The sequence below is a fragment of the Klenkia terrae genome, assembly GCF_900491935.1.
Taxonomy (GTDB): domain Bacteria; phylum Actinomycetota; class Actinomycetes; order Mycobacteriales; family Geodermatophilaceae; genus Klenkia; species Klenkia terrae.
This window is the reverse complement of sequence record NZ_UEXK01000004.1, coordinates 105,516-118,998: the sequence shown is the minus strand read 5'-3', so window position 1 is coordinate 118,998 and position 13,483 is coordinate 105,516. Positions and strand designations below refer to the sequence as shown.

The following is a 13,483-nucleotide window of genomic DNA, read 5'->3' as shown; positions in this document are numbered from 1 at the left end:
GCAGGTAGCGTCGAACCGTGAGCACGCTGTTCGACCCCGACCCGGAGGAACGGTCGACCGTCGTGGACCCCGGGTCCCCGCTCGCCGTCCGGATGCGCCCGCGCGCGCTGGACGAGGTGGTCGGCCAGAAGCACCTGCTCGGCCCGCGCGCCCCGCTGCGCCGCCTGGTCGAGGCCGACGAGCCCATGTCGCTGGTCCTCTACGGCCCGCCGGGCACCGGCAAGACCACCCTCGCGCACGTCATCTCGCTGGCCACCAAGCGCAAGTTCGTGCAGCTGTCGGCCCTGGACGCCGGGGTCAAGGAGGTCCGCGCGGTCATCGCGGCCGCCAAGAGCGAGCTGGTGCACGGCAACCGGCGCACGGTGCTCTTCATCGACGAGGTGCACCGGTTCTCCAAGACCCAGCAGGACTCCCTGCTGTCCGCGGTGGAGGACCGGATCGTCAGCCTGATCGCCGCCACCACGGAGAACCCGTTCTTCTCGGTGGTCAGCCCGCTGCTGTCCCGGTCGCTGGTGCTCGCCCTGCAGTCGCTGTCCGACGACGACGTCCGGGAGGTGCTGCACCGGGCGATCGCCTCCGAGCGCGGCCTGGCCGGCGCGATCACGCTGGCGCAGGACGCCGAGGACCACCTGCTGCGGGTGGCCGGGGGCGATGCCCGCAAGGCGCTCACCGCGCTGGAGTCCGGTGCCGGGGCGGCGACGGCGGCCGGGGTCGACGTGCTGGACCTGGCCACCCTGGAGACCGCGGTCGCCCAGGCCGCCGTGCGCTACGACCGCCAGGGCGACCAGCACTACGACGTCGCCAGCGCGCTGATCAAGAGCATCCGCGGGTCCGACGTCGACGCCGCGATGCACTACCTGGCCCGGATGGTGGAGGCGGGGGAGGACCCCCGCTTCATCGCCCGCCGGCTGGTGATCAGCGCCAGCGAGGACATCGGCATGGCCGACCCGACCGCCCTGCAGGTGGCCGTCGCCGCGGCCGACGCGGTGGCGTTCATCGGCATGCCCGAGGGCCACTTCGCCCTCGCCCAGGCCACCGTCCACCTGGCGACCGCGCCGAAGTCCAACGCGCTGACCGTGGCGATCGGGGAGTCCGTGGGCGACGTCCGGGCGGGGCTGGCCGGGCCGGTGCCGCCGGGCCTGCGCGACGCGCACTACGCCGGGGCGAAGAAGCTGGGCCACGGGTCGACCTACAGCTACCCGCACGACCACCCCGACGGCGTGCTGGCCCAGCAGTACCCACCCGACGCCCTGGTGGGCCGGGACTACTACCGCCCGACCGGCCGCGGCGCCGAGGCCGCGATCGGCGCCCGGCTGGCCAAGCTGCGCGCGATCGTCCGGCGCCGACGCTGACCGTCGGGGCCCGCGGCTAGGGTGACCCGAGCCTGGAGACACCCGGGCCCGCAGACCGATCGACGAACACCCATCGACGAGTACAGGGAGACACCACGTGTCCGCAGGAGAGATCGCCGGGCTGGTCGCCGCCGGCGCGTTGGTGCTGCTGGTGGTGCTGCTCGCCGTGCCGCTGCTCAAGCTGGGCCGCACGCTCGACGAGACCACGCTGACCATCCGCCAGGTCCGCGAGCAGAGCCAGCCCATCCTCAGCCAGGCCTCCACGACGGTCACCCACGTGAACGCCAACCTGGAGCGGGTCGACGACATCACCGGCAACGCCGCCAACGTCTCCAGCAACGTCGCAGCCCTGACCAGCGTGTTCGCCGCCACCCTGGGCAGCCCGCTGATCAAGGCCGCCGCCTTCAGCTACGGCGTGCGCAGCGCGGTCAGCAAGAAGCGCGAGGGGCAGGCCCTCGCCTCCAGCCAGCGTGACCAGAAGGCCGAGCGCCGAGCTCGCCGGGCAGCACGGCGGGCCGCCTGATGCGCCGCATCTTCTGGCTGGCCATGGGCGCCACGATCGGCGTGCTCGTCGTCCGCAAGATGTCCGCCGCCGCCGAGCGGCTGACCCCGCAGTCGATCGCCGGTCAGCTCGCCGACGGCCTGCGCGACCTGGGCGACGCCATCGCCGACTTCGGCGCCGACGTCCGGGCCGCGGCCGCCTCGCGCGAGGACGAGCTGCGCGAGGGCACCGGCCTGGACGCCCCGCTCCCCACCCGCGACGAGGCCACCGCCGGCGGCCAGGCCGCGATCAACGCCCGCCGCGGCGCGCACGCCGCCGACTCCTGACCCACCCCACCGCACCCCGGGCGCCCCGCCGGGCCCGACCGAGAACGAGCTGAGATGCAGACCGCCGAGATCCGCCGTCGTTTCCTGGAGCACTTCGAGGCGCGCGGGCACACCGTCGTCGCCAGCGCCTCGCTGGTGTCCCCGGACCCGTCACTGCTGTTCACCGTCGCCGGCATGGTGCCGTTCATCCCGTACCTGACCGGTCGCGAGCCGGCCCCGTACCCGCGGGCCACCAGCGTGCAGAAGTGCGTGCGCACCCTCGACATCGAGGAGGTCGGCAAGACCACGCGGCACGGCACGTTCTTCCAGATGAACGGCAACTTCTCCTTCGGCGACTACTTCAAGGCCGAGGCCATCCGGTTCGCCTGGGAGCTGGTCACCGGCAGCGTGGACGACGGCGGGCTGGGTCTGGCGGCCGACCGCATCTGGCCGACGGTCTACCTGGACGACGACGAGGCGTTCGAGGCGTGGCAGGCCTACGTCCCGGCCGAGCGCATCCAGCGCCGGGGCATGGACGACAACTACTGGTCCACCGGTGCCTCGGGCCCGGCCGGACCCTGCTCGGAGATCCACTACGACCGCGGGCCGGCCTACGGCCCCGACGGCGGGCCGGAGAACGACCCGACCGGTGACCGGTTCCTGGAGATCTGGAACCTCGTCTTCATGCAGTTCGAGCGGGGCGACGGGGAGGGCAAGGACTTCCCGATCCTCGGCGAGCTGCCCCGCAAGAACATCGACACCGGCATGGGCCTGGAGCGGGTCGCGTTCCTGCTGCAGGGCGTGGACAACATGTACGAGATCGACGAGGTCGCCCCGGTCCTGCGCAGGGCCGCCGAGCTCGCCGGGGTCACCTACGGCGCCGACCACGACACCGACGTCCGGCTGCGGGTGGTCGCCGACCACGTCCGCTCCGGGCTGATGATCATCGGCGATGGCGTCACGCCCGGCAACGAGGGCCGCGGCTACATCCTGCGCCGCCTGCTGCGCCGCGCGGTCCGCTCGATGCGGCTGCTCGGGGTGGAGGGCGCGGTGCTGCCCACCCTGCTGCCGGTCAGCCGGGACGCCATGAGCCCGAGCTACCCCGACCTGGCCACCGACTTCGAACGGATCAGCTCGGTCGCCTACGCCGAGGAGGAGGCGTTCGCGCGCACCCTCGTCGCCGGCACCGCGCTGCTGGACACCGCGGTCACCCAGCTCAAGGACGCCGGCACCCCGCAGCTGCCCGGGGCGCAGGCCTTCCAGCTGCACGACACCTACGGCTTCCCGATCGACCTGACCCTGGAGATGGCCGCCGAGCAGGGCGTCACCGTCGACGAGGCGGGGTTCCGCGCCCTCATGGCCGAGCAGCGGGACCGCGCCCGGGCCGACGCCCGGTCCAAGCGCACCGGCGGGGTCGACGTCTCCCGGTTCTCCGAGCTGCTGGCCCAGCACGGTCCGACCGACTGGCTGGCCTACGAGACGCTGCGCACCGAGAGCCGGGTGCTCGGCGTGGTCGGCGACGCCGACGTCGCCGGCCCGGGCGAGCTGACCCGCGTCGTCCTGGACGCCACGCCCTTCTACGCCGAGTCCGGCGGGCAGGTGGCCGACGCCGGGCACCTGGTCTGGGACGGCGGCCGGGCCGAGGTCGTCGACGTGCAGCGCCCGGTCAAGGGCCTGGTGGCCCACCAGGTGCGGGTGCTGGAGGGCGAGCTGCGCGGTGGCGTGGAGCTGGCCGCCGAGGTCGACCTGGAGTGGCGCCGGTCGGCCTGCCAGGCGCACTCGGGCACCCACGTGGTGCACGCGGCGCTGCGCCGGGTGCTCGGCCCCCAGGCGCTGCAGGCCGGGTCCTACAACCGCCCCGGCTACCTCCGGCTGGACTTCGCCTGGCAGGGGGCGCTGACCGCGCAGCAGCGCAGCGACATCGAGGACGTCGCCAACGCCGCCGTGCGGGAGGACCAGGCGGTCCGCGCGCTGTGGATGTCGCTGCCCGAGGCCCGCGAGTTCGGCGCGCTGGCGCTGTTCGGCGAGACCTACGGCGAGCAGGTCCGCGTCGTCGAGATCGGCGGCGAGTGGTCCCGCGAGCTGTGCGGTGGCACCCACGTCCGCGGCAGCGCGCAGATCGGCCCGCTGGCGCTGACCGGCGAGAGCTCGGTCGGCTCGGGCTCCCGCCGCGTGGAGGCCGTCGTCAGCCTGGAGGGCTTCCGCTACCTGGCCCGCGAGCGCGACCTGGTGCGCCAGCTCGCCGACCTGCTCAAGACCCCGCAGGACGGCCTGGTCGAGCGGGTGTCGGGCATGCTGGCCCGCCAGCGCGAGGCCGAGCGGGAGCTGGCCGAGCTGCGCGGCGCGCAGACGCTCGCCGCCGCCGGTGACCTGGCCGCGGCGGCCCGCGAGGTGGGCGGCGTCCAGCTGGTCACCGGGTCGCCGGCCGGCCTGTCCGGCGGCGACCTGCGCGGGCTCGTGCTCGACGTCCGCGGCCGGCTGGGCACCGAGCGGCCGGCCGCCGTCGTCCTGGCGTCGGAGTCCGAGGGCAAGGTCGCGCTGGTCGCCGCGGTCAACCCGGTCGCCCAGGAGCGCGGGCTGTCGGCCAACGACCTGCTCAAGGCCGCGGCCGGCCCGGTGGGTGGGCGTGGCGGCGGCAAGGCCGACGTCGCCCAGGGCGGTGGCACCGACCCGGCCGGCATCCCGGCCGCGCTGGCTGCCGTCGAGCAGGCGCTGCAGGCGTGACCTCCCCGGAGCCGCCGGTGTGGGTACCCGGCCGGCGGCTCGGGGTGGACGTCGGCACCGTCCGGGTCGGCGTGGCGATGTCCGACGCCACCGGATTTCTGGCCTCGCCGCTGGTGACCCTGCGGCGCTCGGGCAAGGGCACCGATCTCGACCGGTTGGCCGCGCTCGTGGTGGAACACGAGGTGGTGGAGGTGGTGGTGGGGGACCCGAGGCACCTCTCGGGTGCGTCCGGGGCCTCTGCCGCCGATGCGGGCGCCTACGCTGGTTCACTGGCCACTCGGATCGGGGACGTCCCGGTGCGTCTCGTCGACGAAAGGCTCTCCACCGTGACCGCAGCCAGTCACCTGCGTGCGCGCGGCATCGACGCCCGTCGGCAGCGCTCCGTGATCGACCAGGAGGCCGCCGTGGTGATCCTGCAGAGCCACCTGGATCGCAGCCGCACAGCGGGCGGTCGGTGACCGCGTGAGCGACGAGGGCACCGGACGACGGCGCAGGCACGGCGGCGAGGGCGAGGGCGAGGGCCGACCCGCCGCGGACATCCTGCGCGAGTGGCAGACCGGGGAGATCCCGGTGGTCACCGACGACCCGACCGGTCCGCTGACCAGCGGTCGCCGGGCCCGGCGCCGGGCGGCCGAGGAGGCCGCCCGCGAGGTGCGGCCCGCCGCCCCCGCCGAGCCCGACGACGACGCCACCCGGCGCACCCCGCTGGCGCCCGGCGCCCGCCCGTCCGCCCGCGGTCCGCTGCCGCGACCCCCGGTGTCGGCCCTGTCCGGCCTGGTCCTCGGGTCCACCGGCGAGCGCCCCGCGGTGCGCGCCCCCGAGCCGCTGGCCCGCTGGGACGACGAGGACGCCACCGACCGGCACGCCCCCGTGGCCACCGGCACCGCCCGGGACGACCACCCGGTCACCGACGAGCACCCGTACACCGATGAGCACGCCTACACCGACGAGCACCCGGTCGCCGACGGACACCCGTACACCGACGAGCACCCGGTCGCGGACCAGCACGCCTACACCGACGAGCACCCCTACGCCGACGAGCACCCGGTCGCCGAGCGGCACCCGGCCACCGGGGAGCACCCGGCGTGGGACCAGACCGGCGGCCTGGAGGTCATCGGCGGCGACGACGAGGACGAGCGGGGTCGCCGGGGCCGGCGCGGCCGCGGCGGGTCGGCGTCCCGCGGACCGCGCCGCAAGCGCCGTCCGGTGACGATCCTGCTGTCCCTGCTGGTCCTGGCCGGCCTGGTCGTGGGCATCGTGGTCGGCGGCCAGTGGCTGATCGACAAGGTCAACCCGACCGCCGCGGACTACACCGGCTCCGGCAGCGGCGAGGTGCAGATCCGGGTGGAGAGCGGCGACTCGCTCACCGCGATCGGCAACACCCTGGTGTCCGCCGACGTCGTCGCGTCCTCCGGCCCGTTCGTGGACGCCGCCTCGGCCAACCCGGCCGCCGCCGGCATCCAGCCCGGGGTATACAGCATGGCGCTGCAGATGAGCGGGCAGGCGGCGCTGGACCGGCTGCTGGACCCCGCGTCCCGCCTGTTCGCCCGGGTGACCGTGCCCGAGGGCCTGCGGGTGGACGCGGTGCTGCAGCGGATCGCCGACAACTCCGAGATCCCGCTCGCCGACCTGCAGGCCGCCGCCGCGGACCCCGCCGCGCTGGGCCTGCCGGCGTGGGCCAACGGCATGCTCGAGGGCCACCTGTTCCCGGCCACCTACGACATCGAGCCCGACCAGACCGCCGTGCAGGTGCTCAGCGGCATGGTGTCCCGGGCGGAGCAGACGTTCGACTCGCTGCAGATCCCCGAGGCCGACCGGCTCCGCGTGCTGACCGAGGCCAGCCTGGTGCAGGCCGAGGCCGCCACCACCGAGGACATGGCCATGGTCGCCACCGTCATCGACAACCGGATCGCCGACGGCATGCCGCTGCAGTTCGACACCACGGTGAACTACGCGACCGGCAAGTCCGGCATCACCACGACCTCGGACGACCGGGCGACGGACTCGCCGTACAACACCTACCGGTACGCCGGCCTGCCGCCGGGGGCGATCGACAGCCCCGGCGAGGAGGCCCTGCAGGCGGTGCTCAACCCCACGCCGGGTGACTGGATCTACTTCGTGGTGGTCAACCCGGACACCGGCGAGACCCGGTTCGCCGTCACCGCGGAGGAGCACGCCGCCAACGTGGCGCTGTTCCAGCAGTGGCTGCGCGAGAACCCGGGTGACTGAGCGGGCCGCCGTCCTCGGTCGCCCGATCGCGCACTCGCTGAGCCCGGTGCTGCACCGGGCCGCCTACGCCGCCCTCGGGCTCGAGGACTGGACCTACGAGGCGCTGGACATCGGCGCCGAGGAGCTCCCCGTCCTGCTGGCCGGCCTCGACGAGGAGTGGCGCGGCTTCTCGGTGACCATGCCCTGCAAGCAGGCGGCGCTGCTGGCCGCGACCGAGCACGACGCGCTGCCGCTGCTGCTCGGCGCGGCCAACACCCTGGTCCGGGTGCCCGGTGGGTGGCGCGCGGAGAACACCGACGTCACCGGGGTCGGCATGGCACTCCAGCTGGGCGGGGTGGAGCGGGTCGAGCACGCCGCGATCCTCGGCGCCGGCGGGACGGCGAGCGCCGCCGCGGTCGCCCTGGCCAGCCTGGGTGCGCAGACGGTGGACGTCGTGGTCCGCGACCCCGCCCGGGCGGCCGGGGTCGTCGCCGTGCTGGACGCCCTGGACGTCACCGCCCGGGTGGCCACCTTCGCCCAGACGCCCGAGGTCGCCGCCCCGGTCGTGGTGAGCACCGTGCCCGCCGACGGCCAGACCACGGTCGCCGGCCTGCACTGGCAGCCCGGCCAGACCGTCCTCGACGTGCTCTACGCCGGCTGGCCGACCCCGCTGGCGGCCGCGGTCACCGAGGCCGGCGGCACCACGGTGCACGGCCTGGACGTGCTGTTCTGGCAGGCGACCGTCCAGGTCGAGCTGATCACCGGCCGGCCGGCGCCGATCGAGGCCATGCGCGCCGCGCTGGACGCCGCCGTCCCCCGCTGACCGTGCTGCCCGCGACCGTGCTGCCCCTCGCCGCCGGCCTGCTGGGTGCCGCACTGGGTCCGTGGCTGGCCCGGGCCACCGTCCGGTTCGCCACCCGCACGCCCGACGCCGCGCCCGGGCGGCTCCGGGTCGGGGTCACCGCCGTCCTCACCGCCGGGCTGCTGGCCGGTGCCGCCGCGCTGACCGGACCACGGCCGCTGCTGGTCGGCGTGCTCTGGCTGACCGCGGCGGCCGTCGTCCTGGCCGGGGTCGACCTGGCCAGCCACCGCCTGCCCGACGTGGTCACCCTCCCCGCGTTGGTCGTGCTGCTGGCCTCGGTCGTGGTCGACGCCGCCGTCGAGGGCACGGTGCAGCGCGCGCTGGACGGCGTGGTGCTGGGCGCGGCCGCGTTCGCGGTCGCCGCCGTGGCCCGGCTGCTCGCCCCCGCCGGGCTGGGGTTCGGCGACGTCAAGCTGATGGCGCCGCTCGGGCTGCTGCTGGGCTGGCGGGACGGCGGGTCGCTGGTGGTCACCGGGGTGTTCCTCGGCCTGCTGCTCGGCGCGGTGGGCAGCCTCGTGCTGCTGGCCCTGCGGCGGGCCGGCTGGCGGTCCGCGGTGCCCTTCGGGCCGCCCCTGCTGGTCGGCGCCGGGCTCGCCCTCGCGCTGGCCGGGCCGGTCTGAGCAGGGCTGTCGGACCCGGCTGGCACACTCCACCCCATGTTGCGCTGGCTGACCGCCGGTGAGTCGCACGGCCCACAGCTCACCGCCATCCTCGAAGGACTCCCCGCCGGCGTGGAGGTGCAGACCTCCGACCTCGACGCCCAGCTCGCCCGGCGCCGGCTGGGCCATGGTCGGGGCGCCCGCATGGCGTTCGAGCAGGACGTCGTCACCCTCACCGGCGGGGTGCGGCACGGCCGCACCCAGGGCGGCCCGATCGCCGTCCAGGTGGGCAACACCGAGTGGCCCAAGTGGACGACGGTCATGGCGGCCGACCCGGTCGACCCGGAGCTGATCGCCAACCGGGCCCGCAACGCACCGCTCACCCGGCCGCGGCCGGGGCACGCCGACCTCGCCGGCATGCAGAAGTACGGCTTCGACGACGCCCGGCCCGTGCTCGAGCGCGCCAGCGCCCGGGAGACCGCCGCCCGGGTCGCGCTGGGCGCGATCGCCGAGGCGTTCCTGCACCAGGTCCTGGGTGTCCGCGTGGTCAGCCACGTGGTCGGCATCGGCGCGGTCACCGCCCCCGACGGCGTGCTGCCCGGCCCCGACGACTCCGACGCGCTGGACGCCGACCCGGTGCGCTGCGTCGACCCGGCCACCAGCGCCCGCATGCAGGCCGAGATCGACGACGCGCACGACAGCGGCGACACCCTGGGCGGCGTCGTCGAGGTGGTGGTGCACGGCCTGCCGCCGGGCCTGGGCAGCCACGTGCACTGGGACCGGCGGCTGGACAGCCGGCTGGCCGGTGCGCTCATGGGCGTGCAGTCGGTCAAGGCGGTCGAGGTCGGCGACGGCCTGGAGACCGCCCGCCGCCGCGGGTCGGTGGCCCACGACGAGATCGACGTGACCGGGCCGGGCACCGTCGCCCGGCGCACCGACCGCGCCGGCGGCATCGAGGGCGGCATGACCAACGGCGAGGTGCTGCGCGTGCGGGCGGCCATGAAGCCGATCAGCACCGTGCCCCGCGCCCTGGCCACGCTGGACACCACCACCGGCGAGGCCGCCGAGGCGATCCACCAGCGCAGCGACGCCTGCGCGGTGCCCCGCGGCTCGGTGGTGATGGAGGCGATGGTGGCCCTGGTGCTGGCCGACGCCGTCCTGGAGAAGTTCGGCGGTGACTCGGTGCCCGAGACCCGCCGCAACGTGACCGCCTACCTGGACGGGCTCACGTGGCGGTGACCGCCCCGCGGGTGGTGCTGGTCGGTCCGCCGGCCTCGGGCAAGACCACCGTGGGCACCCGGCTGGCCAAGGAGCTGGGCACCGCGTTCCGCGACACCGACCACGACGTCGAGGCGCAGGCCGGCACCTCGGTCGCCGACGTCTTCGTGACCCACGGCGAGGCGCACTTCCGGGCGCTGGAGGAGCGCGCCGTCGCCCGGGCCCTGGCCGAGCACGAGGGCGTCCTGGCCCTCGGCGGCGGCGCCGTGACCAGCACCCACACCCGCGCGCTGCTCGTGGAGCACGGCCGGGCCGGCGGCACCGTGGTCTGGCTGGACGTCGACCTGCCCACCGCGGCCAAGCGGGTCGGGCTGTCCCGCGACCGGCCGATCCTCGGGGTCAACCCGCGGCAGATGCTGCGCCAGATGCTCGAGACGCGGGCGCCGCTGTACGGCGAGGTGGCCACCCTGCACCTGCAGACCGGCGGCCGGCCGGTCGGTGCCGTGGTCGCCGAGGTCGTCGCGGCCCTGCCGACCGTGGGCACCGCCCCGTGACCGCCCCGCCGCCTGACCTGCGTCCCGGCGACCGGTCGACCATCACCGTGGCCGGCGACCGGCCCTACGACGTGGTGGTCGGCCCCGGCGTCCGCCAGGAGCTGGCCCTGCTCCCGCAGACCGTGCTGGCCGGGGCGACCCGGGCCGCGGTGGTGCACACCGCGTCGACCGCCGCGCTGGCCGGCGAGGCGGTGGCCCTGCTGCAGAGTTCCGGGCTGGCCGCCGAGGCGGTCGTGGTGCCCGACGGCGAGGCGGCCAAGACCGCCGAGGTCGCCGCCGGGCTGTGGACCGAGCTGGGCCGGCTGGGCCACACCCGCACCGACGCCGTCGTCGGCGTCGGCGGGGGAGCGGTCACCGACCTCGCCGGGTTCGTCGCGGCCACCTGGCTGCGCGGCGTGCGGGTCGTGCAGGTGCCCACCAGCCTGCTGGGCATGGTGGACGCCGCGGTCGGCGGCAAGACCGGGATCAACACCGAGGCCGGCAAGAACCTGGTGGGCGCGTTCCATCCACCGGTCGCCGTCCTGGTGGACACCGACACCCTCGACGGGCTGCCCGACCCGGAGTTCCGGTCGGGCCTGGCCGAGGTGGTCAAGTGCGGCTTCATCGCCGACGACGCGATCCTCGACCTGCTGGCCGCCGACCCCACCGGGCGCCGCGCCACCACCGAGCTGATCACCCGGGCGATCCAGGTCAAGGCCGACGCGGTGGGCGAGGACCTCTACGACACCGGGCGCCGGGAGTTCCTCAACTACGGCCACACCCTCGGCCACGCGATCGAGAAGGCCGAGGACTTCGGCTGGCGGCACGGCGAGGCGGTCGCGGTGGGCCTGGTGTTCGCCGCCGAGCTCGGTGTCGCCGCCGGCCGGCTTCCCCGGGCCGACGCCGACCGGCACCGTGAGCTGGTCGGTGCCATGGGCCTGCCGGTGAGCTACGCCGGCGACTTCGACCGGCTGCGCGCCGCGATGGCGGTGGACAAGAAGTCCCGGGGGGCCGCGCTGCGGTTCGTCGTCCTCGACGGGCTCGGCGCCCCCGGCATCCTGACCGATCCCGACGAGGCCTGGCTGCGGACAGCCTGGGCCGCAGTGGAGGCGACACCGTGAGCATCGTCGTGCTGAACGGCGCGAACCTCGGCCGGCTGGGCAGCCGCGAGCCCGAGAAGTACGGCACCACGACCTACGCCGACCTGGTCGCCCGGATCGAGGCGGTGGCCGCCGAGCTGGGTCAGGACGTCGCTGTCCGGCAGACCGACAGCGAGGCCGAGCTGCTCGGCTGGGTGCACGAGGCCGCCGACACCGGCACCGCCGTGGTGGTCAACGCCGCCGGGTGGACGCACACCTCGGTCGTGCTGCGCGACGCGCTGGCCCAGGTGGACGCCCCGGTCGTCGAGGTGCACATCACCAACGTGCACGCCCGCGAGCCCTTCCGGCACCACTCCTACGTGTCCGCCGTCGCCGACGGCGTGGTCGCCGGGCTCGGCGTCTTCGGCTACGAGGCGGCGCTGCGCTACCTGGCCGACCGGGGCGTCCGCTGATGGACCACGCCGGACGCCGGGAGCGGCTGCGCGCCGTGCTGGCCGAGCGCGGGCTGGACGCCGTCCTGGTCACCGAGCTGCTCAACGTGCGGTACCTGACCGGTTTCACCGGCTCCAACGGCGCGCTGCTGGTCCGGGCCGACGGGGCCGACCTGTTCGGCACCGACGGCCGGTACACCACCCAGGCCGGCACCCAGGTCCCCGACGTGGAGCTGCTGGTCGACCGGGCCACGGCCACCGCGCTGGCCCGGACGGCGACCGGCCGGCTGGGCTACGAGTCCCACGTGGTCACCGTCGACGGGCTGCGGGCGCTCACCGCGGCGGCCGACGGCGCCGAGCTGGTCAGCGTGCAGCGCGCGGTGGAGGACCTGCGCGCGGTCAAGGACGACGACGAGGTCGACGCGCTGCGCCGGGCCTGCGCCGTGGCCGACCGGGCGCTGGCCGAGCTGGCCGTCGAGGGCGCGCTGCGGCCCGGCCGCACCGAGCGCGAGGTCGGCCGCGAGCTCGACGCCCGGATGCTCGCCCTGGGTGCCGAGGCGGTGTCCTTCGAGACCATCGTGGCCACCGGCGCCAACTCCGCGATCCCGCACCACCGCCCCGACGGCACCGAGCTGCGCAGCGGGGACTTCCTCAAGCTCGACTTCGGGGCCACCTTCGACGGCTACCACTCCGACATGACCCGCACCCTGGTGCTCGGGCACGCCGCGGACTGGCAGACCGAGGTCTACGCCCTGGTGCAGGCCTCCCAGGCCGCCGGCCGGGCGGCGCTGGGGGTCGGTGTCGAGGTCACCGCGGTCGACGCCGCCTCCCGCGACGTCATCGCCGCGGCCGGCCACGGCGAGCACTTCACCCACGGCCTCGGCCACGGGGTGGGCCTGGAGATCCACGAGGCTCCGGGCATCTCGGCGCTGGGCGCGGGTACCCTGGCCGCCGGCATGGCCGTCACCGTGGAACCCGGGGTCTACCTCCCCGGGCACGGCGGTGTCCGGATCGAGGACACCCTCGTCGTCACGGCCGACGAGCCCGAGTTGTTGACCCTCACGAGCAAGGAACTGCTGGTTCTCTAGATGGCTACCACCAACGACCTCAAGAACGGCATCGTCCTCAAGCTGGACGGACAGCTGTGGACCGTGACCGACTTCCAGCACGTGAAGCCGGGCAAGGGTGGCGCGTTCGTGCGGACCACCCTGAAGAACGTGCTCAGCGGCAAGGTCGTGGACAAGACCTTCAACGCCGGGCTGAAGGTCGAGACCGCGACCGTGGACAAGCGGACGATGACCTTCCTGTACAAGGACGGCGCCGACTTCGTCTTCATGGACGGCGACACCTTCGACCAGATCCCGGTGTCGGCGGCCACCGTCGGCGACGCGGCGAACTACCTGCTGGAGAACACCGAGGCCATGGTGGCCGTGCACGACAGCGTGCCGCTGTTCATCGAGCTGCCCGTCACCATGGAGCTCGTCGTCTCCCACACCGACCCGGGCCTGCAGGGCGACCGCTCCACCGGCGGCACCAAGCCGGCCACGCTGGAGACCGGCGCCGAGATCCAGGTACCGCTGTTCATCACCACCGGCGAGAAGCTGAAGGTCGACACCCGCGACGGCCGGTACCTCGGCCGGGTCAGCTAG

14 protein-coding genes are annotated in these 13,483 nt (G+C 75.1%); all 14 read left to right on the top strand.

What is annotated here, in order from left to right; all coding sequences use genetic code 11:
- Window positions 1-17 precede the first annotated feature (17 nt).
- On the top strand, window positions 18-1,352 hold the full coding sequence (locus LFA75_RS00770) for a replication-associated recombination protein A (protein ID WP_225231873.1): 1,335 nt from the start codon (window positions 18-20) through the stop codon (window positions 1,350-1,352).
- Between the two features lie 97 nt (window positions 1,353-1,449).
- A complete protein-coding gene (locus tag LFA75_RS00765; RefSeq protein ID WP_225231872.1) occupies window positions 1,450-1,875 on the top strand; it encodes a DUF948 domain-containing protein in 426 nt (141 codons plus the stop codon).
- Window positions 1,875-2,180 (top strand): hypothetical protein, encoded by a 306-nt coding sequence (locus tag LFA75_RS00760; protein WP_225231871.1) that lies wholly within the window; start codon window positions 1,875-1,877, stop codon window positions 2,178-2,180. The genes LFA75_RS00765 and LFA75_RS00760 overlap by 1 nt, the downstream gene beginning before the upstream one ends.
- 54 nt (window positions 2,181-2,234) lie before the next feature.
- Window positions 2,235-4,883 (top strand): alanine--tRNA ligase, encoded by a 2,649-nt coding sequence (alaS, locus tag LFA75_RS00755; RefSeq protein WP_225231870.1) that lies wholly within the window; start codon window positions 2,235-2,237, stop codon window positions 4,881-4,883.
- Window positions 4,880-5,341, top strand: a complete 462-nt coding sequence (gene ruvX / locus LFA75_RS00750; RefSeq protein WP_225231869.1) for a Holliday junction resolvase RuvX — start codon at window positions 4,880-4,882, stop codon at window positions 5,339-5,341. The genes alaS and ruvX overlap by 4 nt, the downstream gene beginning before the upstream one ends.
- A gap of 4 nt (window positions 5,342-5,345) precedes the next feature.
- On the top strand, window positions 5,346-7,112 hold the full coding sequence (gene mltG / locus LFA75_RS00745) for an endolytic transglycosylase MltG (protein ID WP_225231868.1): 1,767 nt from the start codon (window positions 5,346-5,348) through the stop codon (window positions 7,110-7,112).
- Window positions 7,105-7,914 (top strand): shikimate dehydrogenase, encoded by an 810-nt coding sequence (locus tag LFA75_RS00740; RefSeq protein ID WP_225231867.1) that lies wholly within the window; start codon window positions 7,105-7,107, stop codon window positions 7,912-7,914. Before mltG ends, LFA75_RS00740 begins: the two co-directional genes overlap by 8 nt.
- Before the next feature lie 2 nt (window positions 7,915-7,916).
- Entirely contained in the window at window positions 7,917-8,573 is a 657-nt protein-coding gene (locus LFA75_RS00735; protein WP_225231866.1) for a prepilin peptidase, read from the top strand.
- Window positions 8,574-8,609: 36 nt separating this feature from the next.
- Complete coding sequence (gene aroC / locus LFA75_RS00730; protein WP_225231865.1) at window positions 8,610-9,791, top strand: chorismate synthase; 1,182 nt, start codon at window positions 8,610-8,612, stop codon at window positions 9,789-9,791.
- Window positions 9,788-10,324, top strand: coding sequence for a shikimate kinase (locus LFA75_RS00725; RefSeq protein ID WP_225231864.1), 537 nt, complete (start codon window positions 9,788-9,790; stop codon window positions 10,322-10,324). The genes aroC and LFA75_RS00725 overlap by 4 nt, the downstream gene beginning before the upstream one ends.
- Window positions 10,321-11,424, top strand: a complete 1,104-nt coding sequence (gene aroB / locus LFA75_RS00720) for a 3-dehydroquinate synthase (protein ID WP_225231863.1) — start codon at window positions 10,321-10,323, stop codon at window positions 11,422-11,424. The genes LFA75_RS00725 and aroB overlap by 4 nt, the downstream gene beginning before the upstream one ends.
- Window positions 11,421-11,855 carry a type II 3-dehydroquinate dehydratase gene (gene aroQ, locus LFA75_RS00715; RefSeq protein WP_225231862.1) on the top strand — a complete coding sequence of 145 codons (435 nt, stop codon included), beginning with the start codon at window positions 11,421-11,423 and terminating at the stop codon, window positions 11,853-11,855. The genes aroB and aroQ overlap by 4 nt, the downstream gene beginning before the upstream one ends.
- Window positions 11,855-12,922 (top strand): M24 family metallopeptidase, encoded by a 1,068-nt coding sequence (locus LFA75_RS00710; protein ID WP_225231861.1) that lies wholly within the window; start codon window positions 11,855-11,857, stop codon window positions 12,920-12,922. Before aroQ ends, LFA75_RS00710 begins: the two co-directional genes overlap by 1 nt.
- The gene (gene efp / locus LFA75_RS00705; protein WP_225231860.1) at window positions 12,923-13,483 is read left to right on the top strand and encodes an elongation factor P; all 561 of its coding nucleotides are present in this window, start codon (window positions 12,923-12,925) and stop codon (window positions 13,481-13,483) included.